The sequence below is a fragment of the Streptomyces sp. NPDC030991 genome (assembly GCF_055571235.1).
Map to the genome: position 1 here is coordinate 117,730 of NZ_JBVIFR010000007.1, position 25,157 is coordinate 142,886.

Sequence of the window (25,157 nt, forward strand, 5' to 3'; positions counted from 1 at the left end):
AGCCGCACCACGCTCCCAGACCGGCGTGCGCGGGCGGCGCGGGGCTTCGCCCCGTGCGCTACTTCCTGACGAGCGAGGTCCACGACTTGACCCAGTTGTCACGGTTGTCCGCGATCCTGCGCGGGCTCATGGTCTCGGGATCGTCGACCCGCACGGCGTACTTCGTGTAGTCGGCGGGCGCGGTGGCGTTCTCCGACACCGGGTCGACGAACATGTTGAGCGGCATGTCCTGCTGGAACTCCTTGGAGATCAGGAAGTCGAGGAGCGCCTTGCCGCCCTTCTCGTTCCCGGCCCCGTCGAGCAGCCCGGCGAACTCGACCTGCCGGAAACAGGTCCCGGTGGCGACACCGACCGGCGCCGTCCTCGGCTGCGGGTCGGAGTAGATCGCCTCGGCGGGCGGCGAGGAGGCGTACGACACCACGAGGGGCCGCTCGCCCCCGGCCTTCTTGCCTCCGGCGCTGCCGCTGAACTCCTCGTTGTAGGCCTGATCCCAGCCGTCGACGACCTTCACACCGTTGGCGACGAGCTTCTTCCAGTAGCCCTGCCAGTCGTCGTCGCCGTACCGCGCGGCGGACCCGAGCAGGAATCCGAGGCCCGGCGACGAGGTGGCCGCGTTCTCGGTGACCAGCAGGTTCTTGTACCGCGGCTCGGTGAGGTCGGCGAAGGAGGCGGGCGGCGTCAGCTTGTGGTCGGCGAAGTACTTCTTGTCGTAGTTGACGCAGATGTCACCGGTGTCGACCGGCGTGACCCGGTCCTTGCCGGCGTCGAGGCGGTACTCGCTCCGCACCGCGCCGAGGCCCTTCGCCTTGTACGAGGTGAAGACCCCGTTGTCGAGCGCCCGGGAGAGCAGGGTGTTGTCGACGCCGAAGAAGACGTCGCCCTGCGGGTTGCCCTTGGACAGGATCGCCTTGTTGACGGCCTGCCCGGCGTCGCCGTCCTCCAGCACCTTCACCGTGTAGCCGGACTTCTTCTCGAAGTCCTTCAGCACGTTCTTGGAGACGGCCCAGGAGTCGTGGCTGACGAGGGTGACGGTCTTGGCATCGCCGTCGGAGCCCGAACCGTTCGACGACCCGCACGCGGACAACGTGACCAGCCCGAGGCCCACGGCCGCCGCCACGGTCCCGTACGTCTTCTTGCTCGTTCTCATTCGAATTCCTCCTGGAATGACCAGGAGAAGACGCGGCCCTGCCCGGGGACCTTCGAAGGTCCCCGGGCAGGGCGCAACAGCATGAGTGGTGACCGAACTTCCTACCCGGAATGACCCGGGCGAGGTTCAGAGGGTCTGCGGCCTGTTCTGCTCTGGTGCCGCACTCTCAGCGCTGTGGCGCTCCCCTGTCGGAATATGCAGATGTGGGTACTGGCGTAAAGGCTACCGCTCGGTGGCGGCGAGCTGACCACACGCCCCGTCGATCTCCTGGCCACGGGTGTCCCGGACGGTGACGGGCACACCGTGCGCGGCGATCGCCTCGACGAACGCCTTCTCGTCCTCCGGCCGCGACGCCGTCCACTTCGAGCCCGGCGTCGGGTTCAACGGGATCAGGTTGACGTGCACCGGCTTGCCCCGCAGCAGCCGGCCGAGCCGGTCACCGCGCCACGCCTGGTCGTTGATGTCGCGGATGAGCGCGTATTCGATGGAGAGCCGGCGGCCCGACTTCGCCGCGTACTCCCATCCGGCGTCGAGGACCTCCCGCACCTTCCACCGCGTGTTGACCGGTACGAGGGTGTCGCGCAGCTCGTCGTCGGGCGCGTGCAGCGAGATGGCGAGGCGGCACTTGAAGCCCTCGTCGGAGAACCGGTGGATGGCCGGGACGAGCCCGACCGTCGACACGGTGATACCCCGCTGCGAGAGCCCGAGCCCGTCCGGCTCGGGGTCGGTGAGGGCGCGGATCGACTGGACGACCCGCTTGTAGTTGGCGAGCGGCTCGCCCATCCCCATGAACACGATGTTGCTCAGCCGCGCCGGGCCACCGGGGATCTCCCCGTCGCGCAGGGCCCGCATCCCGTCGACGATCTGGTGCACGATCTCGCCGGTCGACAGGTTCCGGTCGAGGCCGGCCTGGCCGGTGGCGCAGAACGGGCAGTTCATCCCGCAGCCGGCCTGCGAGGAGATGCACATGGTGACCCGGTCCGGGTACCGCATGAGCACCGACTCGACGAGCGTCCCGTCGAACAGCCGCCACAGCGTCTTGCGCGTGGTGTCCTGGTCGGTCGACAGGTGCCGTACGACGGTCATCAGCTCGGGAAGCAAGGCCTCCCGCAGCTTCTCGCGCGAACCGGCGGGGATGTCGGTCCACTCCGCGGGATCGTGCGCGAGCCGCGCGAAGTAGTGCTGCGACAGCTGCTTGGCGCGGAACGGCTTCTCACCGACCGCGGCAACGGCTTCCTTCCGCTCGGCAGGCGAAAGATCAGCAAGGTGCCGCGGCGGCTTCTTGGCTCCGCGGGGGGCGACGAAAGTGAGTTCTCCGGGCTTAGGCATGGCTGTACCAGTGTCGCAGATGGATGAGGGTGGCCTGGGGTCGTCACCTGGGACCCCCGTCACTGGCCCGGTCTGACCAGCCGGCGTCACACCCGGCGTCCCTGAGGGTCGTCCACGAGGGCGCCGGCACCAGCCGCGTACGGACGAGCGCGCGCAGCATCGCCGCACCCGCCCCCACCGCGGCCACGTGCAGGACCGCCGCGAGCGCGAGGTTTTCCGGCAGGGCCGAATCGGTCGGTCGCGCGACTGCAAGGTACAGGGTCAATGGAAGCTTCCAGCCGCTCCAGGCGACCGGCATCGACGGGTCGGCGACGCTCCCGCTCCTCGGGCTGCCGTCCGCCGAGCCCAGCAGTGAACTCAGAACGGCGTACGGCAACACCGGGACGAGAAACCGTCCCCACCCAGGCGAGAAAGAGCCCCACGCCCCGATGCGCACAGGGATCGCGTACGGCAACGGGCCCCCACCCGAAGGTGAGAGCCCGTGTCGTGGAGCGCGGCAGCCGCGCGGCCCGTCAGGACCCCACGAACAGCACCAGCAGCAGCCACACGACCGGCGCGGTCGGCAGCAGCGAGTCGAGGCGGTCCATGATGCCCCCGTGCCCGGGGAGCAGCGTGCCCATGTCCTTGATGCCGAGGTCCCGCTTGATCATGGATTCGCCGAGGTCGCCGAGGGTCGCGCTCGCGGCGACACAGACGCCGATGATCAGCCCCTGCCACCAGGCGCCGTCGTCCACCAGGAACTCCATGCAGAGCACACCGGCCACCATGGCGAACGTCACCGCGCCGACCAGGCCCTCGCGGGTCTTGCCGGGGCTGATGCGCGGCGCGAGCTTGTGCTTGCCGAAGCGCCAGCCGATCGCGTACGCCCCGGTGTCGCTGACCACGGTGAGGATCAGGAACGTCAGGACGCGCCACGCCCCGTCGTCCGCGGTGAGCATCATCGCCACGAAGGTCGCGAGGAACGGTACGTAGAACGCGGCGAAGACCCCCGCCGTGACGTCCTTCAGGTAGCCCTCGGGCGGCTCGGTCATCCGCCACACCAGGACGGCGAGCGCGGTCAGCGCCATCGCCACCCAGGCGCCCTCGGCGCCGCGGACGTACCCGGCGACGACCATGGCCGCGCCGCCGACGGCGAGCGGAACGAGCGGGGCCTTGATGGCCTTGCGCTCCTCGAGCCGCGACGTCAGCTCCCAGAGGCCGACGACGACGGCGACCGCTATCACCCCGACGAAGACGGCCTTGACGATGAAGAGCGACGCGATGATCACCGCGCCGAGCCCGACACCGACCCCTATGGCCGCCCCGAGGTCCCGGCCCGCGCTCTTCTTCTGGGGCTGCGGCTGAGGCTGCGAAGGTGCGGGAGCCGCCGGGGCGGGCTGCGGTGCTGCGCTGGGCATGGGCTCCTGCGGCGTCTCGTCGCGGAACAAGGGGCCGCTCGGCCGAGCGGCCCCCCGGTCGACGTCCTGGTCACCGTCCCCGCCACCGGCGGGCACGTCAGGCATCTCGGGCACGATGGGCATGGGCCGAGTCTCCTCAACCGCGTGCCGTTCATACGCGGGACCCGCCGGAGCACGCCCCTGGTCGTACGCGGGGCCCTGACCGTACGCGGGGCCCTGACCGTAGGCGGGCCCTTGGCCGGCAGGCCCCCAGTACCCGGGCCCGGACGGCGCCCCCCAGGAAGAGTCGTTCACGGATTCCTCGAACCTCGATGTTCCGCGCTCGCTCAGACTTCGAGCAGCTCGGCTTCCTTGTGCTTGAGCAGCTCGTCCACCTGGGCCACGTACTTGGCGGTGGTGTCGTCCAGTTCCTTCTCGCCTCGGCGGCCCTCGTCCTCGCCGATGTCGCCGTCCTTGATCGCCTTGTCGATGGCTTCCTTGGCCTTGCGACGGACGGAGCGGATGGAGACCTTGCTGTCCTCCGCCTTGCTCTTGGCGACCTTGATGTAGTCCCGGCGGCGCTCCTCGGTGAGCTCGGGGAACGTCACTCGAATGATATTGCCGTCATTGCTCGGGTTGACGCCCAGGTCGGAGTCCCGGATCGCCTGCTCGATGTTGCGCAGCGCGGTCTTGTCGAACGGGGTCACCACGGCCATGCGCGGCTCGGGGACCGAGAACGACGCCAGCTGGTTGATCGGCGTCAGCGCACCGTAGTAGTCGGCCACGATCTTGTTGAACATCGCCGGGTGCGCACGACCGGTGCGGATCGCGGCGAAGTCCTCCTTGGCGACGACGACGGCCTTCTCCATCTTCTCCTCGGCCTCGAGGAGGGTCTCTTCGATCACCACTTGCTCCTGCGTGTCTTGAGTGAGGCCCGGCTTGCACGGGGGCGGCCGGCTGCGTCGCGTGTCTGTTTCCCGCGCGGTTTCCTGCGGTGTCCTTGCACGGTGTCCGACCGGCAGGACATTGTCCATCCCTCGCGGAGCGGTACGGACGTGTGGGTCAGGCGCGGGTGCTCTGGTCGCCCACGAGCGTCCCGATCTTCTCACCCTTGACGGCCCGGGCGATATTGCCCGACGCCAGCAGCTCGAAGACGAGAATGGGCAGCTTGTTGTCGCGGCACAGGGTGATCGCGGTCATGTCGGCGACCTTCAGGTCGCGGGTGATGACCTCGCTGTAGCTGAGCGCGTCGAACTTCACGGCCTCGGGGTTCGTCTTGGGGTCCGAGTCGTAGACGCCGTCGACCCCGTTCTTGCCCATGAGCAGCGCCTCGGCGTCGATCTCCAGGGCGCGCTGCGCGGCGGTGGTGTCGGTGGAGAAGTAGGGCATGCCCATGCCGGCGCCGAAGATGACGACGCGGCCCTTCTCCAGGTGGCGCACGGCGCGCAGCGGGATGTACGGCTCGGCGACCTGCCCCATGGTGATCGCGGTCTGCACGCGGCTGTCGATGCCTTCCTTCTCCAGGAAGTCCTGGAGCGCCAGGCAGTTCATGACGGTGCCGAGCATGCCCATGTAGTCGGAGCGGGCCCGGTCCATGCCGCGCTGCTGCAGCTCCGCGCCGCGGAAGAAGTTGCCGCCGCCGATGACGACGGCGATCTGCGCCCCGTCACGGACCACGGCCGCGATCTCCCGGGCGATGGCGTGCACCACGTCGGGGTCGACACCCAGACCCCCGCCCCCGGCGAACGCCTCGCCGGAAAGCTTCAGCAGAAAGCGGCCCGCGCCTTTGCCGTCGTCGCTCTTGTCACCATTGTCGGCCTGGGTGGTGGTCATGGAGTTCTCGCCTCTTTTACTTGGCACACATACAAAGAAGGCCACTGCCGGTGGGGTGTTCGCATCCCATGCGCGGCAATGGCCTCCTCGTCACATCTGCGGTCGTCCGGTGCGGGCCCGGCGACTGCTGTCGACCCTAGCGGGGTCTCGCGGCTGTCGCGTACGGACTCAGATGCCGACCTTGATGCGCGAGAAGCGCTTCAGGGTGACACCGGCCTCCTGGAGGACCTTCTCGACGGACTTCTTGTTGTCGAGGGCGTACGGCTGACCGAGCAGCGTCGCTTCCTTGAAGAAGCCGTTGACGCGACCCTCGACGATCTTCGGGAGCGCGGCCTCGGGCTTGCCCTCGGCGCGGGTGGTCTCCTCGGCGACGCGACGCTCGGACTCGACGACCTCGGCCGGCACGTCCTCACGGGAGAGGTACTTCGGCGCGAAGGCGGCGATGTGCTGCGCGACACCCTTGGCGATCTCGGCGTTCTCCTTGTCGAGCTCGACAAGGACACCGATCTGCGGGGGCAGGTCAGGCATCGTGCGGTGCATGTACGCGGTCACGTAACCGTCGGTGAACTGCGCGAAGCGGTCCAGGACGATCTTCTCGCCGAGGGTGGCGTTGGCCTCGTCGACGAAGGCCTGGACGGTCTTGCCGGCCTCGATCTCGGAGGAGAGCAGCGTCTGCAGGTCGGCCGGCTTCGTCGCGGCGACGTGCGCGGCCAGCTGGTTCGCGACGGCCTGGAACTTCTCGCCCTTGGCGACGAAGTCCGTCTCGCACTTCAGCTCGACGATGACACCGGAGGTGTTGTCGTCGGCGATGAGGGAGACAACGGCACCGTTCTCGGCGGAACGGCCCTCGCGCTTGGCGACGCCCTTCTGACCCTTGATGCGCAGGGCCTCGACGGCCTTGTCGACACTGCCGTCGGCCTCGTCGAGGGCCTTCTTGCAGTCCATCATGCCGGCGCCCGTGAGCTCACGGAGCTTCTTGACGTCAGCGGCGGTGTAGTTCGCCATGATCCTGGTTTCTCTCTACGAAGTCTGAAGTCGGAGGTCACGGGTGAACGGCGGGGGCCGCGTGGGCCCCCGCCGTCACCTCATGAAACCGGTGTTGAAGCCGGTACCCGTACGGGTCAGGCCTGCTCGGCGTCCGCGGCCGGAGCCTCGGTGGCGGCGGCCTCGGCGGCCGGAGCCTCCTCAGCGGCCGGAGCCTCGGCGGCGGGCGCCTCTTCGGCGGCCGGAGCCTCAGCGGCGGCAGCCTCGGCGGCCGGGGCCTCCTCGGCCTTCTCGTCGGCCTTCTTCTCGCCCTCGAGCAGGTCGCGCTCCCACTCGGCGAGCGGCTCGGCAGCGGCCTTCTCGCCCGGCTTCTGGTCGCCGGTCGCAGCGCCGGAACGGGCGATGAGGCCCTCGGCGACGGCGTCGGCGATCACGCGGGTGAGCAGGGTGACGGAGCGGATCGCGTCGTCGTTGCCCGGGATCTTGTAGTCGACCTCGTCGGGGTCGCAGTTGGTGTCGAGGATCGCGACGACCGGGATGTTGAGCTTCCGGGCCTCACCGACCGCGATGTGCTCCTTCTTGGTGTCCACGATCCAGACGGCGCTGGGCACCTTGGACATCTCGCGGATACCACCGAGGGTCTTCTCCAGCTTGGCCTTCTCGCGCGAGAGCACGAGAAGCTCCTTCTTGGTGAGACCGGACGCGGCGACGTCCTCGAAGTCGATCTGCTCGAGCTCCTTGAGGCGCTGCAGACGCTTGTAGACGGTCGAGAAGTTGGTGAGCATGCCGCCCAGCCAGCGCTGGTTCACGTAGGGCATGCCGACGCGGGTCGCCTGCTCGGCGATCGCCTCCTGCGCCTGCTTCTTCGTGCCGACGAACATGACCGTGCCGCCGTGGGCGACGGTCTCCTTGACGAACTCGTAGGCGCGGTCGATGTACGACAGCGACTGGAGCAGGTCGATGATGTAGATGCCGTTGCGCTCCGTGAAGATGAATCGCTTCATCTTCGGGTTCCAACGACGGGTCTGGTGACCGAAGTGGACGCCGCTTTCCAGCAGCTCCCGCATCGTGACGACGGCCATGGCCGTACTCCTTGTGTGTTCTCGGTTGTTTCCTGACACCCCGCCGCGCGCCTGCCGCGTACGTGAGTACGGGACCGAAGGACGCTGCCACGAAGCCGGTGAGGCTCGGTGTCGGGGCGTGCGAAGTCGATCCGGTGGCCCGGATCGCCACATGAAGTGTACGGGACCCGCGAGGTAGGGGGTGACGCCACTGTCCACAACCGCCCGGTAGTCCACGTTTCCCGGCCATGATCCCCCGGAACCGACCCGGCCGGGGATCGTCGGAGCCATGCGAAAACTACTCGGCGTGACGCTGATCCTGCTCGTCTGCGCGCTCTCGTACACGCTGCCGCACGACGCACTCGCGGCCGGTTCCCGCTTCTGGCCCGTGGGCGACCGCCCGACCGTCGTACGCCCCTGGAATCCGCCCGCGTCCCCCTACGGACCGGGCCACCGCGGCGTCGACCTGGCCGCGCCCATCGACGCCCCGGTCCGCACGGTCGCCGCCGGCCGGGTCTCGTTCGCGGGCGAGGTGGCGGGCCGGGGCGTGGTGTCGGTGGAGCTGGCGGACACGGGGGATCCCCCGTTGCGCACGACGTACGAACCGGTGACGGCGACGGTCGAGAAGGGCGCCGACGTGGCCCCGGGCGACCCGATCGGGACCCTGCAGCTCCCTACGGGGCACTGCCCGCTCTCTTCCCCCTCGTGCCTCCACTGGGGTCTGCGCAGAGGCACCACGTACCTGGACCCGCTCTCCCTGCTGGACCCCTCACTGTCCCGCCGAAGCCCGGCACGGCTCCTGCCGGTGTGGGGGTGGCCCCCGCCGACGGGCCCCGACGCCGAGCGCCTGCGTCTACGTCTCCTGATGGGGCGCGGCGAACAGGGGCTGTCCGGGGGCACGGCTATGGGCTCCGACGGCGGCGATCACGGAGGCCGGGCCTGGGAGGCGGCGACAGGTGTGGGGGTTCAGCCGTGGAGCCCGGCGAGAGAGGTGGGGCAGCCTTGGAGCCCGGCGGGGGGCGTAGGGGCTCCTGGGGCCCGGTGAGAGAGGTGGGGGCCAGCCTTGGAACCCAGCGGGGGAGGCGAAAAGGCTTTCTGGGGCCCGGCGCCGGGTACGGGGGCCCGGTCCTGGAGCTCCGCGGCAGCGGCGGGGGCTCAGCCCCGGGGGCGGGCGGCCAGCGGCAGGCGTAGGGGCTCCTGGGGCCCGGCGCCGGGTACGGGGGCCCGGCCCTGGAGCTCCGCGGCAGCGGCGGGGGCTCAGCCCCGGGGGCGGGCGGCGGGGCGCCTGAGGCTCAGGCCCCCTGCAAGGCGCCTACAGCGGCCCAGCGAGCTCATCCCCGGGCACATCCGGCTGCCCAGCGAGGCTCAGCCCCGAGCCCCACCAGTTGCCCAGCAAAGCTCAGCCCCGAGCCCACCAGTTGCTCTACGCGAGATCAGCTCCGGGCCCGACGGATGCCGGCCCACGGTCCGAAATCCAAGCCGGACCTCACCCCCGAACGCCCCGCAACGCCATCCCCACAGCCGCGTCCACGATCACGCCCGGATCCTCCGCGGCGCCGAGCTCGATCCGGCGTACCGCCGCGTCCACGACACCCTGCAAGAGCATCGCGGCGAGCCGGGGCTGCTCGTGCCCCAGGTCGGCGAGCGCCTCGACGATCATGGCGACGAGGCCACCGTGCGCGGCCCGGATCTTCTCGCGGGCGCCCGCGTCCAGCTCACTCGCCGAGATGGCCACCACGGCACGGTGCCGCCGGTCCCCCACCAGGGTCAACTGGACCCGCACATAGGCCCCGACCTTGCCCTCGGCCGTCGCGGCCCGGCCCATCCCGTCCTCGACCTCCGCGGCCCACACCGGGAAATCGACCTCGCACAGCTCCTCGACCACGGCCGCGCGGGACTTGAAGTACTCGTACACGGACGACCGCGCGAGCCCCGTCCGCTCAGCCAACGCGGGGAACGTCAGCGCCTCCGTCCCACCCTCGGACAGCAGGGAGCGCGCCGCGTCCAGAAGGGCGCCGCGCTGCATCGACCGGTGCTCGGCCACAGAGGCCGCTCGAATCCTTGGCACGGCTCCACTTTACGGACGCGCCGCCCGGGAGGGGAGTCTCACCGGCCACCCACGGTGCGGGCCCGCCGACGATCCGGCAGGGACGATTCGCCACCAGCGGCCCCCGCCCGCTCATCGACCGAAACTGGCCAGCTTCGCCCTCAGCTGCAACACCGACTTCGTATGGATCTGACTGACCCGGCTCTCCGTGACGCCGAGCACATTGCCGATCTCGGCGAGGGTGAGCCCCTCGTAGTAGTAGAGCGTCACCACGGTCTTCTCGCGCTCCGGCAGCGTATTGATCGCACGCGCCAGGAACCGCCGCAGCTCCCGATCCTCCGCGACCTCCACCGGATTGTCCGCCGCGCGGTCCTCCAGGGTGTCCATGAGGCTGAGCCGGTCCCCGCCCTCGCCTCCGACGTGCAGCAACTCCTCGAGCGCCACCACGTTGGCCAGCGACAACTGGCTGAAAACAGCGTGCAGTTCCTCCAGCGCGACCCCCATCTCCTCGGCCACCTCGCTCTCCGAGGGACTGCGCCGCAGCTTGGCCTCCAGCGTCGCGTAGGCGCGCTCCACATTGCGCGCCTTCTGCCGCACGGACCGCGGGATCCAGTCCAGGGCTCGCAGCTCGTCGATCATCGCCCCGCGGATCCGGGTGATCGCATACGTCTCGAACTTGATCTCGCGCTCGATGTCGAACTTCTCGATCGCGTCGATCAGCCCGAAGACCCCGGACGAGACGAAGTCGGCCTGCTCCACATTGGGCGGCAGCCCCACACTGACGCGGCCGGCGACGTACTTCACCAGCGGCGAGTAATGCAGGATCAACTGCTCGCGCAGCCGCTCGTCACCGGTCGCCTTGTACGACCTCCACAGCTCCTCTAGGGAGGAGGGAGCCGGAGGCCGCACGCTGGAGCCGCGGGCCGCGGGAGGTACCGCCGCCCGGTCGGACTCGGAGGTGTGCTGTGGCATGCGCCGCCTTGTGCCGTTCTGCTGCGTACCGAGGGAGTCGGAGAGGGGGCCGGGGGAAGAGCCGGGGAGCGAGCCCGGGCGGGTGGCCGACTCTGTGGTCGTTGGAGTCGCTTTGCTGGTGAAGATGGAGTCTTGCCCGTCTGGATGGTGACTGGTGTCGAACCGCCTGCCTGATTCCGGATTGAGGTGACGAACCCGAATCCTGGTGAGCGTAGCGTGACTGGAGTGTCGCAGTGAGCGAAGGGCATGGGATCGTACGCGCGCAGATACGTTCCGTTGGGGGACTTGCGCGAACGCTTCCGTCGCCGTACGTGACCGGGCCACCTCGCCAACTGCCGGAATTGCCAAGGCCATCGGGGTGTCATCCGGACGGCGCAATACTCTGCGTCAGGGCTCTCCCTCAGCCGAAAACACCGAGCGGATCGCCTGGCGTGTCAACTGCCAGCCGTCGCCATGTCGTTCGACGAACCCCAAAGAGCGCAGTTCGTACAGCCTCCCGATCGCGTCGTCCACACTCGTCCCCGCTCCCCGGCCGATCTCCTGGACGGTGTGCACCCCGTTCGCGGGCAGTGCGGCGAGTACCCGTGCCGTGGCCGGTGGCAGCAGATCGTGCGGCAGCACGGGCCCATGCCGCTCCGGTGCCAGCTCCCCCATCTCGCCGACCAGTTCGATGACTTCCGCGGCGTCGGTGACCAGGACACCCTCCTTGCGCAGCAGTTCATGAACCCCGGCGGAGACACCACTGGTCACCGGCCCCGGCACCCCCATCGCGTGCCGCCCCAGGCGCTGTGCCCAGCGGACCGTGCCCAGCGCTCCGCTGCGGTAGGCCGCCTCGACGACGACCGTGCCTCTGGTGAGCGCGGCGATCACCCGGTTCCGCAGGATGAAACGGGCGGGCGTCGGATGATCACCGGGCGGCAACTCACCCACCACAAGACCCTGTTCCGCGATCCTGTCGATCAACTGGGTGTGCCCGCGCGGATAAACGCGATCGACCCCGCAGGCCAGCACGGCGACAGTGGCCCCGGCCGCGCCGAGCGCCCCACGGTGCGCCGCCGCGTCGACCCCGTAGGCGCCACCGGAGACGACGACCCAGCCGCGCTCGGCCAGGCCGGCCCCGAGGCTCGCACCCATCCGCACCCCGTAATCGGTACATGCCCGCGCACCCACCACCGCCACCGAGCGCAGCGCCCACATCCGCAGACTGGCCCCGCCCCGCACCCACAGCCCGACAGGCCGCTCGTCCCCCAGGTCGTCCAACTGCCCCGGCCACTCGGCATCCCCGGGGCAGACGAACCGTCCCCCGAGCCCCTCCACCCGCGCCAGGTCCCGCTCCGGCGGCGGCGCGTCGCGGGCCCGCGCGAGGATCCCCGCCCAGCGCTCCGCCCGCACCCCCGGCAACGGCAACGGCTCGTCCACTCCCTCGTCGGCCTCGTCGATCCGCCGCACGGTCTCCACCGGCCCGAACTCCTTGAGCCAGCGCCCCGACACCTCCCAGCCCGGTTCGACGATCCGGGAGAGGCGGGCCCGGGCGAGCCGTACCTCTTCCGGGACCCGCGCCGCCGTCACGAGCCGGCTCCGATCGTCATCGGGACCCCGCGGGAGATCCCGGTCCGCAGTTGCAGCGCGAGCGCCACGTCCTGCGCGAAGGGCCGGTCGCGCCCGGCGAGGTCGGCCACCGTCCAGGCCACGCGCAGGACCCGGTCGAGCCCGCGGGCGGTCAGGAAGCCGCGCTCCAGATCCATTTCCGCTTCGTCCAGGGCGCCGGGGGCGGTGGGCCACCGCGTCCGCAGGGCGTGCCCCGGCACTTCGCTGTTGGTCCGCCACGGTGTGTCGGTGAGCCGTGCCACCGCCCGCTCCCGGGCCGCGCGCACCCGGTCCGCGACGGTCTGAGTGCTCTCACCTCGTGGCCCATGACCTGACAGTTCGTTGCGGGTCACCGCGTCCACCTCGACCCGTAGGTCGACCCGGTCGAGGAGCGGTCCGGAGAGCCTCGCCTGGTAACGCCGCACCGTGGCGGGCGGGCAGTCGCACTCACCGCCCAGGGCCCGGAACTGTCCACAGGGACAGGGGTTCGCGGCGAGCGCCATCAGGAACCGCGCGGGCAGCCGCACCACCCCCGCGCTGCGGGCGATCACCACGTGTCCCGCTTCGAGTGGCTGGCGTAGTGCGTCGAGCGCCCGGCCACTGAATTCAGGCGCTTCGTCCAGAAAAAGCACGCCTCTGTGAGACAAGGACACCGCTCCCGGCCGGGCCACACCGGGCCCGCCCCCGACGAGGGACTGCATCGTCGCCGAGTGGTGAGGCGCGCAGTACGGAGGCGTGTCGATCATGGATTTGCCCGGTGGCAGCATCCCGGCCACCGAGTGGATCGCCGTGACCTCCAGGGACTCCGCGCGGGTGAGCGGCGGCAGGACGGCGGGCAACCGCTCGGCGAGCATGGTCTTGCCCGCACCCGGCGGGCCCGAGAGCATCACGTGGTGTCCGCCGGCGGCGGCGACCTCGATCGCGGTGCGGGCCGACATCTGGCCGACGACATCGGCGAGATCCAGCGTGTGCCCGTCGTTCACCGGCGCGCCGAACCCCATGCCCGCCCCGCTGCCCGGGACGCTCAGTCCCGCGAGCATCGGATCGGGGCGGCCGCGCTCGTCCGGGTCCTCGTCCGGCACCGGCTCGTCCGTGAGCACGGCGATGAGCTGGCGCAGGCTGCGGACACCGAGAACGGAGACGCCGGGCACCAAGGTCGCCTCCCCGGCCGTGCATTCGGGGACCACGACCTGCTCGTACCCCGCGTCGGCCGCGGCGAGGACGGCCGGCAACACGCCCCGCACCGGTCGCACCCGCCCGTCGAGCCCGAGCTCCCCGATCATCACGATGTCGGCGAGGACCCGGGGATCGATCCGCTCGGCCGCCCCGAGCACCGCGCAGGCAACAGCTAGATCGAAACCGCTGCCGCCTTTTGGTACGGACGCCGGGCTGAGCCCCACGGTGAGTTTCTTCTGCGGCCAGTCGGCCCCGGAGTTGACCACCGCGGCCCTGACCCGGTCACGGCTCTCGCTGAGGCTCTTGTCGGGCAGGCCCACGAGCGTGAACGCGGCGATGCCCGGCTCCAGGTCGGCCTGCACCTCCACGACGACGCCCTCGACGCCCACCAGGGCCACGGAACACGTACGCGCGAACCCCATCAGGACACCCCCCGCACATGCTCGATGCGGGGAGCTCCGCGCTCGGGGAGCAGAACGCCGACCAGGTCGATCCGGACGCCTCCGGGTGGCGCTCCCCCGTGCTCCTGCACCCAACGCTCCGCGAGCTCCCGCAACCGACGGGCCTTGATCGGGGTGATCGCGGCCATGGGGTGCTCGAAGGCGTCACCCTTCCTGCCACGGCCCCTGCGGGTCTTGACCTCGCAGACGACGATCGCGTCGCCGTCCCGCGCCACGATGTCGAGCTCGCCCGTCCGTCCCGCTCGCCAGTTCCGCGCGATCACCGTCATCCCGGCGTCGGTCAGCTGCCTCGCGGCGAGTTCTTCGCCGTACTTGCCCATTGCGCCCCGTGCGTTCACGTCGGCACCACCTCCGAGACCCACGCTGACGCACAGGTCCGACGGAAGTGGATCTTGGTGAACTACTTACGGGTTGTGGAAAACCCTGTCACCCACGCGAGGGAGGCAAACCCGGGGTGGCATAGCTGTGGAGGGAGGCAGTGGTGGGTCGCTCGGAAGCTGATCAGCTGCCCGGGAGCTCCAAGTCGCTCTTGTTGAGCTCCTCAATATTCACGTCCTTGAACGTGAGAACACGCACCTGCTTCACGAATCGCGCCGGCCGGTACATGTCCCAGACCCACGCATCCGCCATCGACACCTCGAAGAACACCTCGCCCTGGACCGAGTGCACCTGCATCTCGTAGTCGTTGGTGAGGTAGAAACGCCGCTCGGTCTCGATCACGTATTTGAACAGTCCGACGACATCGCGGTACTCCCGGTAGAGCTTCAGCTCCATCTCGGTCTCGTACTTCTCGAGGTCCTCGGCGCTCATGGCATGTTCCCCTTCAGCCGTGCGTCCCCCTATTGTGCGCCAGCCCCTGGAGCCTCTAGACGATTTCCGTGTCGAGGACCAGCGGCCTGCTCGGGGGACCTTCGTCGAACAGCCGGTTCAGTAGTTCGGCGAGTCTGGTCGGATACACCGTCTCATGCGCCTCGGCCAGTTCCCGGTACGTCCACCAGCGCGCTCCGGCGACGCTGCGGCGTTCGAGTTCGGTCAGGCCTTTCTCATTGATCTCCGGCCGCACCGCCGCGGCGGTCGTACGAGCCAGGAAGTACCACTCGTCCTGGTCCCAGCGCCGCCCGTCGAACGGGAACGAGCAGATCCGCTTCCACAGCACAGGGCCCAGCTCCACGTCGGTGATGCCGGTCTCCTCAGCCAGTTCCCGCAGCGCCGCCTGTTCACGCGTCTCGCCGCCCTCCAGGCCGCCGCCCGGCGTGAACCACCAGTCGTCGGCGCTGTCACCGGGCTCGTGACCGTGCAGCAGCAGGACACGGCTCTCCGGGTCGAGCAGCACGACCCGGGCCACCTTGCGCAGTTCGCGGCCGGGCTCAGGCACGAACCGGTTCCGAGCTCCTGGCGCGAGGCCGCCGCGCCCGCTTGGCGATCGGGCCGTACGCCGCACCGCCCAGCACGAGGACGGCGCCCACGAGGACGGCTGTCACCATCAAAGTGAGCGGTCCCGGCTGCGAGATCCCGCCGGGCAACGCCTCGAAACCGGTGGGCTTCGCCAGCATGCCGTCCATGGGCCAGGCCACCGCGTCCACCCGGCCCCGCACCGCGCCGCGCTCCACCGAGCCGTGGTCCGCGTCGTCAAGGTGGACGGTGGAGTCGAGGGAACCGCTGCGCTCGTCGCCGAGCAGGAACAGCCGGCCCTTGGGGACGGTCGTGGACTCGATACCGGTGAGCGCCGCGCTCTTCCCGGCCGGCAGATACGGTTCTTCGATCTTTTTGCCGTTGACCGTCAGCTTGCCGTCGGTGCAACAGGCGACCCGGTCGCCGCCGACGCCGACGATGCGCTTGACCATCGGCATGTCACCCCAGGTGGCCTCCTGGAAAACGACGACGTCACCGCGCTTGACCTCATTGCCGTCGATGCGCTGTGCGAGGACCCGGTCGCCCGCGCCGATCGTCGGCGTCATCGAGTCGGTAGGCACCGTGTACGGCTGGTAGACGATCGCGCCCCACACGAATCCGCCGAGGAACAGCACACAGCCGAGGGCCACGGCTATGCCCGACAGCACGCTGCCGACCCGGCCGTGGCCCTCACCCGTACGACGTGTCCTGCTCATCCCAGTTGCTCCCCGCGTTGGAGAATCCGGTCCCCCCGGTCCGGCCTCTGAGCGGCACGGACCTCGGGAGATCGACGATCTGGGACGGCACCCTACCCGGCGGTACCGGTCCCAGAAACCCTGGTGTTCCCGTCGGTAAGACGCTGATTGATCTTGCGTCGGCGCCACAGGACCAGGGGCACCGCGCCCGCGAGACCGAGCGCACCCGGAGCCGCGCTCGCCGCGGCGTTGATACCCGGCTGGTCGAAGGTGTCCGGCACCGGCAGCGTCGACCAGTGCGTGGGCGGCCAGGCTACGACGATGGCCCGACCCACGACATTGCCGACCGGCACGAAGCCCTGGTTCTTGTCGTTCTGGTGGTAACGGGAGTCCATCGAGTCCTGGCGGTGGTCGCCCATGACCCAAACTTTGCCTTCAGGGACCTTCTTCTTGAAGGTTCCGCCCGCGTTGTCAGGGGTGCACGGGGTGTTGCCCGCGTACACGTACGGCTCGCTGAGCGCCTTGCCGTTGACCTTGAGCGGGCCCGTGCCCTTGCACTCGATGGTGTCGCCACCGACGCCGACGACGCGCTTGATGAGGTCCTTCTCGTCGGCGGACGGCATCAGGCCGACCCAACTGAGAACCTGCTGCACCGCGTTCGGCTCCGCCGTCGGCTCGCCCTCCAGCCACCCGTCCGGGTCGTGGAAGACGATGACCTCGCCGCGCTCCGGCTCCGAGCCGAACCACGGAGTGAGCTTGTCGACGAGCACCCGGTCGCCGATCTGCAGCGTGTTCTCCATCGAAGCCGACGGGATCGAGAACGCCTGGACCAGGAACGTCTTGATCACCAGCGCGAGGACGAGGGCGATGACGATGAGGAGCGGCAGCTCCTTCCAGAAGGAGCGGGGCTTCTTCTGCTTGCTCGCGGCCTCGTCGCCGCCGGATCCCGCCTCGGTCGAGGACGCCGGTTCCACGGCGTCACCGTCCCCGGGAACACGGTCCGTCACGGCCGGACTCGCCGCGTCGCCGGATCGCCCGGGCTGTTCTTCGGGCCCATGCCCTGACCGTGCGCCGACCGCCAAGTCCCCCACATCCACTCCTCACTCCGTGCCGCTGCCTGATCCCTACGCGATGCAGGCCCACCATTCCCATAACGAGCGGGAGTTCCGCAGGGGTCGGGAGGGGGATCAATCCGTCCGAATCCGGTGCGTTCGAACTCGATACGACGCTGTTCGCAGTGGTCAGCCTATGCGACGCGGCGGAGGCCGCGGTCGATCCGTCACGACGCGCTTCGGTCACCGCCGCGAACGTGTCCGGTTCCCCGAGTCCGGACCAGTGCGCGAAGGGCCACACGATCCACCGGGCACGGCCCACGACCGACTCCTCGGAGACGGTCCCGTCGAACTTGTCGGTGAGGTGATAGCGCGAGTCCGCCGAGTTGGCGCGATGGTCCCCCATGACGAACAGCCGCCCCGCGGGCACCTTCACCGAGAAGTCGAACTTGGAGGGGGCGTTGCCCGGGTGGATGTACGCAGTCTCGTTCAGCGGGACTCCGTTGACCGTGACGCGTCCTTGCTTGTCGCAGCACTTCACGGTGTCGCCACCGACCCCGACGACCCGCTTGATCAGATCGCGCTCATTGTCGGACGGCAGCAGCCCGATCCAGGTCAGGCCCGACTTGATCTGCTTGACCCCGACGGGGGCGTCCGTCGTCCGACCGGTCTCCTGCTCCAGCCACTTACCAGGGTCCTGGAAGACGACCACGTCGCCACGCTGCACCTTCGCGCCGAACCACGGGGTGAGCTTGTCGACGACGACCCGGTCACCGATCTTGATCGTCTGTTCCATGGAGCCCGACGGGATCACGAAGGCCTGCACGAGGAACGTCTTCAGGACGAGGGCGATCAATAGGGCCACCCCTATGAGGAGCGGTATCTCCTTGATCGCGGAACGCCGTCTGCGTCGCTTGACCTTGCGGGCGAGCTTGCGGCGCTCGGCACGACCGGGCAGCGCCGGACCACTGGTGGGGCGGCTGCCGGTGGGCAGTTGATCATCGGAGCGATGGCCCGATGGAGCCTTGCCACGCCTACCCATGAGCACCGCCGGCGGGGGCGGGCACGCGCGCGTAGACGTCCGTGCGTGACAAGGAGTGCCAATGTCCGGCGGGCCAGGCGATCCACTGGGCCTTCCCGATCACTTGGCCGACGGGGACGAAGCCGCCGCCGGGGGCGCCCAGATAGTCGCGGGAGTCGCGGGAGTCGCTGCGATGGTCACCGAGCAGAAAGAGCGTGCCTTCGGGGACCTCGATGTCGAAGGGCACTTCCGAAGGAGCGTCCCCCGTGTGCAACACGGCGCGCTCGTCCACGGACTGCCCGTTCACCTCGATCCTCTCCTTGCTGTCGCAGCAGACCACGTGGTCTCCCCCTACGCCGACGACGCGCTTGATGTAGTCGGCGTCACCGAAGTACCCGCTGCCGTCGAAGACGATCACGTCCCCTCGCCCCGGTTCGGCACCGAAACGGTACGCCAACTTATTTACGAGAACGCGGTCCCCGACCCTCAATGTGGTCTCCATCGAGCTGCTGGGGATCTGGAAGGGCTGCATCACGAAGGCGCTGAACGTCAGCAGGAACGCCAGGCACACGAGCAGCGTGAGCGTGATGCGGCCGCCGGGCAGCCAGGCGGCGACCCCGGACAGCAAAGAGGAGCGCGACCGGTCCTCCTCGCCCGCCGGGGTGTTCTCCGAGGGCTGGGAGGAGCGATCGCGCTCCAAGTGCTGTGCTTCGGTGTCCATCGAGGCCAGATGCTATCCGGCCGCGCTGTGACGCCGTCCGCGAGAGGTGCTCCCGCGGGCGCGAGATCAGTTCTCGCGCTTCTCCTTGATCTTCGCGGCCTTACCGCGCAGCTCGCGCAGGTAGTACAGCTTGGCGCGACGGACGTCACCCCGGGTGACGAGCTCGATCTTCTCGACGATCGGCGTGTGCACCGGGAAGGTGCGCTCGACGCCGACGGAGAAGGAGACCTTGCGGACCGTGAAGGTCTCGCGGACACCGGCGCCCTGGCGACGGATGACTACGCCCTTGAACTGCTGCACACGGGAGCGGTTGCCCTCGATGACGCGGACGTGGACGTTGACGGTGTCACCCGGGCGGAAGGCCGGGAGGTCGCTGCGGAGCGACGCGGCGTCGACGGAGTCGAGCAGGTGAGTCATGATCGTCTGCTTTCTTCACCGATGCCACAGGTCATCGGCGGGAGGTATGCGATGAGTTTCGGTAGCTGTTCGCGTCGGGCCTTGCGTCGTTCCCCCTGTGGCAGGGGCGCAGGCTGGACGTACAGCAGCGGCCTATTCTTCCACGGCCTCGGGCGTTGGCCCAAATCGCCCGTCGGGGCCGGGCCGCCAGCCGAGGATCGAGAGCATTTCCCGGTCCTTCTTGTCGAAGGCCTTCGGGTCCGTGCGTTCGATGAGATCCGGCCGGTTGCGCACGGTGCGGCGCAGCGCCTCGTCACGGCGCCAGCGGGCGATCTTGCCGTGGTGGCCGCTGAGGAGCACGTCCGGGATGTCCCGGCCGCGCCACTCGGGCGGCTTGGTGTAGACGGGCCCCTCCAGGAGGTTGGCCATGGCGCCGGGCGCGAAGGAGTCGTCCTGGTGCGAGGCCGCGTTGCCGAGCACGCCGGGCAGCAGGCGGGCGACGGCCTCCGTGATGACGAGTACCGCGGCTTCCCCGCCCGCGAGGACGTAGTCACCGATGGAGACTTCGTAGACAGGCATGCGCGTCGCGTACTCGTCGATGACGCGGCGGTCGATGCCCTCGTAGCGTGCGGGCGTGAAGACCAGCCAGGGGCGCTCGGAGAGCTCTACGGCGAGCTCCTGCGTGAAGGGGCGCCCGCTGGGCGTGGGGACGACCAGGACGGGCCCCCGAGCCCCGTTCTCGTACCCGTCGGCCAGTACGTCGTCGAGGGCCGCGCCCCAGGGGTCGGTCTTCATGACCATGCCGGGGCCGCCGCCGTAGGGGGTGTCGTCGACCGTGTTGTGCCGGTCGTACGTCCACTCCCTCAGGTCGTGCAGGTGGACATCGAGTTGCCCACGCGCGCGTGCCTTGCCGACGAGTGAGACGTTCAGCGGTTCGAGGTACTCGGGGAAGATCGTGACGACGTCGAGCCTCATGCGGACTCGTCCTCCGCGGCGTCGGCGTCGGCGTCGCGGCTGGAGACGATCTCCGCCTGGTCGTCGATGAGGCCGGGCGGCGGGGTGATGACGGCCTTCTGCTCCTCGAGATCGATCTCGGTGACGATCTCCTCGACGAACGGGATCATGACCTCGCTGCCGTCGGGACGCTCCACGATGAACAGGTCCTGCGAGGGCAGGTGCGAGATCTCCGTGATGCGGCCGACCTCCAGGCCGTCGGCGGTGACGACGTCGAGGTCCATGAGCTGGTGGTCGTAGAACTCCTCCGGGTCCTCCGGGAGCTCCTCCGGGTCGACCTCGGCGATCAGGAGCGTGTTGCGCAGCGCCTCCGCCTGGCTCCGGTCGCGTACGCCCGCGAAGCGCAGCAGCAGCCGGCCGCTGTGGACACGGCCGGATTCGATGGTGAGCGGCCCGGTGGAGGCGGGGTCGGTGGCGAGCACCGCACCGGGGCCGAGCCGCAGCTCGGGCTCGTCGGTGCGCACCTCGATGGTGACGTCGCCCTTGATGCCGTGGGCGCGGCCGATACGCCCGACTACCAACTGCACGATCGATGACTCCTGTCATGCCTGTCATACGACTAGGGCCGGGGACGGCTCGTAAGCCCTCCCCGGCCCGAGCCGGTGTTCAACTTTGTCAGCGAGCCTGGTCGACGTCGACGAGGTCGACGCGTACACCACGGCCGCCGATGGCTCCGACGACAGTACGCAGAGCGCGCGCGGTGCGGCCGTTACGACCGATCACCTTGCCGAGGTCGTCGGGGTGGACCCGAACCTCGAGTACGCGCCCGCGCCGCAGGTTGCGCGAGGCGACCTGCACGTCGTCGGGGTTGTCGACAATGCCCTTCACGAGGTGCTCAAGAGCCTCCTCGAGCATGCTCAGGCCTCGGTCGACTCGGACGCAGCCTCAGCGGCCTCGTCCTTCTTCTCAGCCTTCTTCTTCTGCGTGATGGCCTCGCCCTTGGGCTCGTCGGCCGTGGCAAGCGCCTCGAAGGAGGGGCGAGCCTTCTTCGGCTCGGCGACCTTCAGCGGCTCCGGGGCGGGCAGACCCTTGTGCTTCTGCCAGTCGCCGGTGAGCTTCAGGATGGCCATGACCGGCTCGGTCGGCTGTGCGCCGACACTCAGCCAGTACTGCGCACGCTCCGAGTCGACCTCGATGCGCGACGGGTTCTGCACCGGGTGGTACAGGCCGATCTCCTCGATGGCCCGACCATCACGGCGGGTACGGGAGTCGGCGACGACGATGCGGTAGTGAGGCGCGCGGATCTTGCCCAGACGCTTCAGCTTGATCTTGACTGCCACGGAAGTGGTGTCTCCTGGTCTTGACGTGGGTGGGCACGGCGAGATTGCCGCGTGGGGTTGCGGTACCCGAGTGCCCGATGGACGCGTCAGCCGGAGGAGAGAGGGGTCCTATGCGACTGTCGAGTACAGCTAGCCATTGTGCCATACCTCGTCAGGGCGGCCGAACCCTCCCCCGCGCACGTGCCGGCCGCCCCACCAGCCACCGGGCGGTCAGCCCACGGCGGCTCCGACGACCTCCGGGATGCGGAACGGCTTGCCGCATCCGCCGCACACGATCGGGGCCTGGGCCAGCACCGACGGTACGACGCGGACATTGCGGCCGCAGTCGCAGACGGCCTTGACGCGGACGCCGCCCCCGGAGGAGCCGTGCCGGGCGGCCGGGCCGCGGAAGCTGCGCTTGGTGTCCGCGGCGGTGGCGACGGTGTGCGCCTTCAGGGCGCGGTGCAGCCGCTCGATCGTCTGCCGGTAGCGCTGCTTGGCGTCGGGGTTGAGCGTGACCAGCGAGAAACCGCTGCTGGGGTGTGGCTCCTCGGGGTGGTCGAGGCCCAGCTCCTCGGCAATGGCCAGGAATCTGCGGTTGTGGTAGCGGCCGGCGCGCGACGTGTCGCGGATTCCGCGGGCGGCGGCGATGCCATGGACTGCCTCATGGAGGAGTCGCTCGAAGGAGAGCTCGTGCCCGCAGGCGGACGACGACTCCCCGATCAGGGATTCGGGCGCGGCGAGATCCGGCAGTTCGGGGTGGTGCCGCTGAATGTCGGCCCACGCCCCTGCCAGCTCTGCGGCGAGAACAGGTGGTGTCGTGCTCACGTCGTGACAACGAGCCGAGGTGCCTCTGTGTTCCTATTCCGGGGCATCCCAAATATTTTGCACGTACCAGTCAGTTGCCGCTCATGCATCCGGACGAGGGCGGGTGCGCTGATCTGCGGAGAAGCCTCACAGCTCGCACCAAGGTGGTGCGTAGCAACACGTACGCCCCGGCGTGTAAGTGGCCCACTCGCGCCGGGGCGTACGTCACTGCCGGATGCGCAAGAGGCGTTTCGGTCTCTTCCGCAGGGCGGAGGTTCGCTCAGTAGGCGCGTGCCACGACCGCGACGTTACCGGGTGCGTCGTCGGCCTCGGGCACCGACCCGTCCGCGGCGAGCAGACACCGTACGGACACCGCGTGCTCGGCCAGGGTCGTCTCGCCCGCTTCGCCGAGAGTCGCCCACGGGATGCGGGCCCATCCGCCGGCGGTGGCCGCCTCGACGGCCTCTTCGATGGTGGAGACATCGCTGGTACGGGACTCGCGGCGGTCGCGCGACTCCTTGAGGAGCAGCGCCTGGTCCTCCTCGAGGATCGTGGGCAGGAGTCCGGCCAGGGCGTCGACGGCCACCGCTTCCTTGCCGCCGGGGATACGGCGGGCGAGCATCGCGGTGCCGTTCTCCAGGTCGCGGGGTCCGACCTCGACGCGTACGGGGACGCCCTTCAGCTCCCAGTCGACCGCGCGGCGCCCGAACGGGGTGTCCGTGCGGTCGTCGACGTGGACGCGCAGGCCGGCCGCCTTGAGGGCGTCGCCGATCTCGCGCACCTTGCCGAGCACGGCCTCGTCGCCCTTGATGGCGAGCACCACGACCTGGACGGGGGCGAGCCGGGGCGGCACGCGCAGCCCGTTGTCGTCGCCGTGCATCATCACCAGAGCGCCGATCATGCGGGTCGTCGAGCCCCAGGAGGTCTGCCAGACCAGCTCCTGTTTGCCTTCCTTGGACAGGTACTGGGTGTGGAACGCCTTGGCGAAGTTCTGGCCGAGCTCGTGGCTGGTGCCCATCTGGAGGGCCTTGCCGTCACCCATCATCCCTTCGAGGGTGAGGGTGTTGATGGCACCCGCGAAGCGCTCCTTGGGCGTCTTGCGCCCCAGGACGACATCCATGGCGAGCACGTTCTCCATGAAGTCCGCGTAAACGTGCCGATGGATGCGTGCCGCGAAATCGCGCGCCTCCTCATATGTCGCGTGCGCCGTGTGGCCTTCCTGCCACAGGAATTCCGTCGTGCGCAGGAAGAGGCGAGGGCGCAGTTCCCAACGCACCACGTTGGCCCACTGGTTGATGAGGAGCGGCAGGTCGCGGTAGCTCTGGACCCACTTGGAGAAGTATTCGTTGACGATCATCTCGGAGGTGGGGCGGACGACGGCGGGCTCCTCGAGCTCCTTGCCGCCGCCGTGGGTTACCACGGCCAGTTCGGGCGCGAAGCCCTCGACGTGGTCGGCCTCCCTGGCCAGGTAGGACTGCGGGATCAGGAGCGGGAAGTACGCGTTCTGCGTGCCCGTCTCCTTGATCCGGGCGTCCATGTCCTGCTGCATCCGCTCCCACAGCCCGTAGCCGTACGGTCGGATGACCATCGTGCCGCGCACCGGTCCGTTCTCGGCCAGTTCGGCCTTGGATACGAGGTCCTGGTACCAGCGCGGGAAGTCTTCCGCCTGGGGCGTGAGAACAGGTGCTTTGGCCATGGCGCGCATGCTACGGCGCGGGCCACGGCGCACGGGAATCCTTTTCGCCCGGATGCCCCCCGCCCGCCGGTGCGTCCGCTTCCCGGGGGCGCACGACGGTGCACGCGCGCATTGTCGGCACACGTGCCAAACACCCCCTAGACGAGACGGACGATGCGGAGTTCTCTGGCTTACGGGGGGAGTGCGAGCAGCGCGCGAACACGGTCGACACACCACAGCGACAACTCTCGGCATCTCTCGGCGGATTGGGGCACTTTCGATGACACCTACGCTCGTGCGGCGACACCTTCCCCACGCGGCTCCCACGCCGCGCGTGGACCTGTGCGCACGCGCGCGTGACTGGTCGGAGATCCAGGAGCGGATGCTGGTCCCTGTGTACGAAGCGGTGTACCAGCGGCTCGAGGTCGGCTCGGGCTCCCGGCTCCTCGGCCTCGGCTGCGGCACCGGACTGGCTCTGCTCATGGCGGCCTCGCGCGGCGCCGCCGTGACAGGCGTCGATCCCACGGAACCCGAACGGCTGGCACTCGCCAAGGACCGGTTGCTGTCCGCCGCCGGGGGCGAGCGCGGCTCCCGGGCCGTCCGGCTGACGGACGGCGGCGAGGACGGCCTCACGGTGACCGGGCCCGACGAACCCGCGTACAACGTCATCACGGCCTTCCAGCCGGTCGGCTGCACGGCCGGGGACTCGGCCGGCCTGTCCGCGCTTCTGGAGAGCGTGGCGCCGCTGGCGGAGCGCGGTGCCCCCGTGGTGCTCGTCGGCTGGGGGCCACCGGAGCGGTGCACCACCTCGTCCGTCCTACGGGTGGCCACAAAACTCACGGACCCCTGCCGCAGTACGGGCAGTTGGCGGCCCGCAATGCGGGACGACCTGGAGGAGGTGGCCCAGCGGGCGGGGCTGCGGCCCGACGGTTCGGGACGCGTGGCGTGCCCCTTCGGATACGCCGACGCGGAGAGCGCGGTACGCGGCTTGCTGTCCACCGGGCTGTTCGACGCGGCGGTGGAGGCGACGGATCTCGCGCAGGTGGTCAAGGAGGTGACCGAGGCGCTGCAACCTTATGTGCGCACGGACGGCACCGTGTGGATGCCGAACGTCTTCCGGTACCTGATCGCCCGTACCCATTGAGGCGTGAC

The 25,157-nt window shown here is 69.5% G+C and carries 27 protein-coding genes; 2 read left to right on the plus strand and 25 right to left on the minus strand.

The features are described from left to right. Positions 1–58: 58 nt before the first annotated feature. The 7 genes from ACZ45E_RS15520 to rpsB all read right to left on the minus strand — a co-directional run bounded on the left by ACZ45E_RS15520 (position 59) and on the right by rpsB (position 7,751). Positions 59–1,147, minus strand: a complete 1,089-nt coding sequence (locus ACZ45E_RS15520) for a thiamine ABC transporter substrate-binding protein (protein WP_468221001.1) — start codon at positions 1,145–1,147, stop codon at positions 59–61. Between the two features lie 222 nt (positions 1,148–1,369). Beyond that, positions 1,370–2,476 carry a dual-specificity RNA methyltransferase RlmN gene (gene rlmN, locus ACZ45E_RS15525; protein ID WP_468221002.1) on the minus strand — a complete coding sequence of 369 codons (1,107 nt, stop codon included), beginning with the start codon at positions 2,474–2,476 and terminating at the stop codon, positions 1,370–1,372. Between the two features lie 512 nt (positions 2,477–2,988). Then, complete coding sequence (locus ACZ45E_RS15530) at positions 2,989–4,167, minus strand: phosphatidate cytidylyltransferase (protein ID WP_468221005.1); 1,179 nt, start codon at positions 4,165–4,167, stop codon at positions 2,989–2,991. A 32-nt stretch (positions 4,168–4,199) separates the two neighbouring features. Continuing rightward, entirely contained in the window at positions 4,200–4,757 is a 558-nt protein-coding gene (gene frr, locus ACZ45E_RS15535; RefSeq protein ID WP_468221007.1) for a ribosome recycling factor, read from the minus strand. Positions 4,758–4,914: 157 nt separating this feature from the next. Beyond that, entirely contained in the window at positions 4,915–5,685 is a 771-nt protein-coding gene (gene pyrH / locus ACZ45E_RS15540; protein WP_468221010.1) for a UMP kinase, read from the minus strand. A 168-nt stretch (positions 5,686–5,853) separates the two neighbouring features. Then, a complete protein-coding gene (tsf, locus tag ACZ45E_RS15545) occupies positions 5,854–6,690 on the minus strand; it encodes a translation elongation factor Ts (protein WP_468221012.1) in 837 nt (278 codons plus the stop codon). Positions 6,691–6,806: 116 nt separating this feature from the next. Then, positions 6,807–7,751, minus strand: a complete 945-nt coding sequence (rpsB, locus tag ACZ45E_RS15550; RefSeq protein ID WP_468221014.1) for a 30S ribosomal protein S2 — start codon at positions 7,749–7,751, stop codon at positions 6,807–6,809. 268 nt (positions 7,752–8,019) lie between these two features. Between rpsB and ACZ45E_RS15555 the strand changes: the two genes are divergently transcribed. Continuing rightward, complete coding sequence (locus ACZ45E_RS15555) at positions 8,020–8,775, plus strand: murein hydrolase activator EnvC family protein (protein ID WP_468221017.1); 756 nt, start codon at positions 8,020–8,022, stop codon at positions 8,773–8,775. A gap of 441 nt (positions 8,776–9,216) precedes the next feature. On the opposite strand, the gene ACZ45E_RS15560 is transcribed toward ACZ45E_RS15555, so the two are convergent. The 18 genes from ACZ45E_RS15560 to proS all read right to left on the minus strand — a co-directional run bounded on the left by ACZ45E_RS15560 (position 9,217) and on the right by proS (position 24,026). Next, the gene (locus tag ACZ45E_RS15560) at positions 9,217–9,774 is read right to left on the minus strand and encodes a TetR/AcrR family transcriptional regulator (RefSeq protein WP_468221415.1); all 558 of its coding nucleotides are present in this window, start codon (positions 9,772–9,774) and stop codon (positions 9,217–9,219) included. A 135-nt stretch (positions 9,775–9,909) separates the two neighbouring features. Further along, the gene (gene whiG, locus ACZ45E_RS15565; RefSeq protein ID WP_468221019.1) at positions 9,910–10,749 is read right to left on the minus strand and encodes an RNA polymerase sigma factor WhiG; all 840 of its coding nucleotides are present in this window, start codon (positions 10,747–10,749) and stop codon (positions 9,910–9,912) included. 387 nt (positions 10,750–11,136) lie between these two features. Beyond that, entirely contained in the window at positions 11,137–12,318 is a 1,182-nt protein-coding gene (gene dprA / locus ACZ45E_RS15570; RefSeq protein ID WP_468221021.1) for a DNA-processing protein DprA, read from the minus strand. Beyond that, complete coding sequence (locus ACZ45E_RS15575) at positions 12,315–13,934, minus strand: YifB family Mg chelatase-like AAA ATPase (RefSeq protein WP_468221023.1); 1,620 nt, start codon at positions 13,932–13,934, stop codon at positions 12,315–12,317. Before ACZ45E_RS15575 ends, dprA begins: the two co-directional genes overlap by 4 nt. Then, positions 13,934–14,311 (minus strand): YraN family protein, encoded by a 378-nt coding sequence (locus tag ACZ45E_RS15580; RefSeq protein WP_468221026.1) that lies wholly within the window; start codon positions 14,309–14,311, stop codon positions 13,934–13,936. The genes ACZ45E_RS15575 and ACZ45E_RS15580 overlap by 1 nt, the downstream gene beginning before the upstream one ends. A gap of 163 nt (positions 14,312–14,474) precedes the next feature. Then, a complete protein-coding gene (locus ACZ45E_RS15585; protein WP_005311352.1) occupies positions 14,475–14,783 on the minus strand; it encodes a DUF2469 domain-containing protein in 309 nt (102 codons plus the stop codon). 55 nt (positions 14,784–14,838) lie between these two features. Further along, positions 14,839–15,348: an NUDIX hydrolase gene (locus ACZ45E_RS15590; RefSeq protein ID WP_468221029.1), complete on the minus strand. Its 510-nt coding sequence runs from the start codon at positions 15,346–15,348 to the stop codon at positions 14,839–14,841. Further along, positions 15,341–16,081 carry a signal peptidase I gene (gene lepB, locus ACZ45E_RS15595; protein WP_468221031.1) on the minus strand — a complete coding sequence of 247 codons (741 nt, stop codon included), beginning with the start codon at positions 16,079–16,081 and terminating at the stop codon, positions 15,341–15,343. The genes ACZ45E_RS15590 and lepB (ACZ45E_RS15595) overlap by 8 nt, the downstream gene beginning before the upstream one ends. A 92-nt stretch (positions 16,082–16,173) precedes the next feature. Beyond that, positions 16,174–17,151 (minus strand): signal peptidase I, encoded by a 978-nt coding sequence (lepB, locus tag ACZ45E_RS15600; protein ID WP_468221033.1) that lies wholly within the window; start codon positions 17,149–17,151, stop codon positions 16,174–16,176. Further along, complete coding sequence (gene lepB, locus ACZ45E_RS15605; protein WP_468221035.1) at positions 17,039–18,154, minus strand: signal peptidase I; 1,116 nt, start codon at positions 18,152–18,154, stop codon at positions 17,039–17,041. Before lepB (ACZ45E_RS15605) ends, lepB (ACZ45E_RS15600) begins: the two co-directional genes overlap by 113 nt. After that, positions 18,147–18,854, minus strand: a complete 708-nt coding sequence (gene lepB, locus ACZ45E_RS15610) for a signal peptidase I (RefSeq protein WP_468221038.1) — start codon at positions 18,852–18,854, stop codon at positions 18,147–18,149. Before lepB (ACZ45E_RS15610) ends, lepB (ACZ45E_RS15605) begins: the two co-directional genes overlap by 8 nt. Positions 18,855–18,920: 66 nt before the next feature. Then, positions 18,921–19,271 (minus strand): 50S ribosomal protein L19, encoded by a 351-nt coding sequence (gene rplS / locus ACZ45E_RS15615; RefSeq protein WP_356493218.1) that lies wholly within the window; start codon positions 19,269–19,271, stop codon positions 18,921–18,923. A gap of 132 nt (positions 19,272–19,403) precedes the next feature. Next, complete coding sequence (gene trmD, locus ACZ45E_RS15620) at positions 19,404–20,225, minus strand: tRNA (guanosine(37)-N1)-methyltransferase TrmD (protein WP_468221040.1); 822 nt, start codon at positions 20,223–20,225, stop codon at positions 19,404–19,406. Next, complete coding sequence (gene rimM / locus ACZ45E_RS15625) at positions 20,222–20,791, minus strand: ribosome maturation factor RimM (RefSeq protein ID WP_468221042.1); 570 nt, start codon at positions 20,789–20,791, stop codon at positions 20,222–20,224. Before rimM ends, trmD begins: the two co-directional genes overlap by 4 nt. A gap of 88 nt (positions 20,792–20,879) precedes the next feature. Continuing rightward, a complete protein-coding gene (locus ACZ45E_RS15630; RefSeq protein ID WP_324767399.1) occupies positions 20,880–21,119 on the minus strand; it encodes an RNA-binding protein in 240 nt (79 codons plus the stop codon). Between the two features lie 2 nt (positions 21,120–21,121). Then, positions 21,122–21,544, minus strand: coding sequence for a 30S ribosomal protein S16 (gene rpsP / locus ACZ45E_RS15635; RefSeq protein WP_356493214.1), 423 nt, complete (start codon positions 21,542–21,544; stop codon positions 21,122–21,124). Between the two features lie 210 nt (positions 21,545–21,754). Continuing rightward, a complete protein-coding gene (locus ACZ45E_RS15640) occupies positions 21,755–22,351 on the minus strand; it encodes a hypothetical protein (RefSeq protein WP_468221044.1) in 597 nt (198 codons plus the stop codon). 259 nt (positions 22,352–22,610) lie between these two features. After that, positions 22,611–24,026, minus strand: coding sequence for a proline--tRNA ligase (gene proS, locus ACZ45E_RS15645; protein ID WP_468221046.1), 1,416 nt, complete (start codon positions 24,024–24,026; stop codon positions 22,611–22,613). Positions 24,027–24,285: 259 nt separating this feature from the next. Between proS and ACZ45E_RS15650 the strand changes: the two genes are divergently transcribed. Further along, complete coding sequence (locus ACZ45E_RS15650; protein ID WP_468221048.1) at positions 24,286–25,149, plus strand: SAM-dependent methyltransferase; 864 nt, start codon at positions 24,286–24,288, stop codon at positions 25,147–25,149. Positions 25,150–25,157 lie beyond the last annotated feature (8 nt).

Bases quoted from the DNA above. Each gene is read 5' to 3' on its own strand.
- ACZ45E_RS15520 (WP_468221001.1), bottom strand. From the start codon at position 1,147: ATGAGAACGAGCAAGAAGACGTACGGGACCGTGGCGGCGGCCGTGGGC.
- rlmN (WP_468221002.1), bottom strand. From the start codon at position 2,476: ATGCCTAAGCCCGGAGAACTCACTTTCGTCGCCCCCCGCGGAGCCAAG.
- pyrH (WP_468221010.1), bottom strand. From the start codon at position 5,685: ATGACCACCACCCAGGCCGACAATGGTGACAAGAGCGACGACGGCAAA.
- tsf (WP_468221012.1), bottom strand. From the start codon at position 6,690: ATGGCGAACTACACCGCCGCTGACGTCAAGAAGCTCCGTGAGCTCACG.
- rpsB (WP_468221014.1), bottom strand. From the start codon at position 7,751: ATGGCCGTCGTCACGATGCGGGAGCTGCTGGAAAGCGGCGTCCACTTC.
- ACZ45E_RS15555 (WP_468221017.1), top strand. From the start codon at position 8,020: ATGCGAAAACTACTCGGCGTGACGCTGATCCTGCTCGTCTGCGCGCTC.
- whiG (WP_468221019.1), bottom strand. From the start codon at position 10,749: ATGCCACAGCACACCTCCGAGTCCGACCGGGCGGCGGTACCTCCCGCG.
- ACZ45E_RS15575 (WP_468221023.1), bottom strand. From the start codon at position 13,934: ATGGGGTTCGCGCGTACGTGTTCCGTGGCCCTGGTGGGCGTCGAGGGC.
- ACZ45E_RS15585 (WP_005311352.1), bottom strand. From the start codon at position 14,783: ATGAGCGCCGAGGACCTCGAGAAGTACGAGACCGAGATGGAGCTGAAG.
- lepB (WP_468221031.1), bottom strand. From the start codon at position 16,081: ATGAGCAGGACACGTCGTACGGGTGAGGGCCACGGCCGGGTCGGCAGC.
- lepB (WP_468221035.1), bottom strand. From the start codon at position 18,154: ATGGGTAGGCGTGGCAAGGCTCCATCGGGCCATCGCTCCGATGATCAA.
- lepB (WP_468221038.1), bottom strand. From the start codon at position 18,854: ATGGACACCGAAGCACAGCACTTGGAGCGCGATCGCTCCTCCCAGCCC.
- rplS (WP_356493218.1), bottom strand. From the start codon at position 19,271: ATGACTCACCTGCTCGACTCCGTCGACGCCGCGTCGCTCCGCAGCGAC.
- trmD (WP_468221040.1), bottom strand. From the start codon at position 20,225: ATGAGGCTCGACGTCGTCACGATCTTCCCCGAGTACCTCGAACCGCTG.
- ACZ45E_RS15630 (WP_324767399.1), bottom strand. From the start codon at position 21,119: ATGCTCGAGGAGGCTCTTGAGCACCTCGTGAAGGGCATTGTCGACAAC.
- proS (WP_468221046.1), bottom strand. From the start codon at position 24,026: ATGGCCAAAGCACCTGTTCTCACGCCCCAGGCGGAAGACTTCCCGCGC.
- ACZ45E_RS15650 (WP_468221048.1), top strand. From the start codon at position 24,286: ATGACACCTACGCTCGTGCGGCGACACCTTCCCCACGCGGCTCCCACG.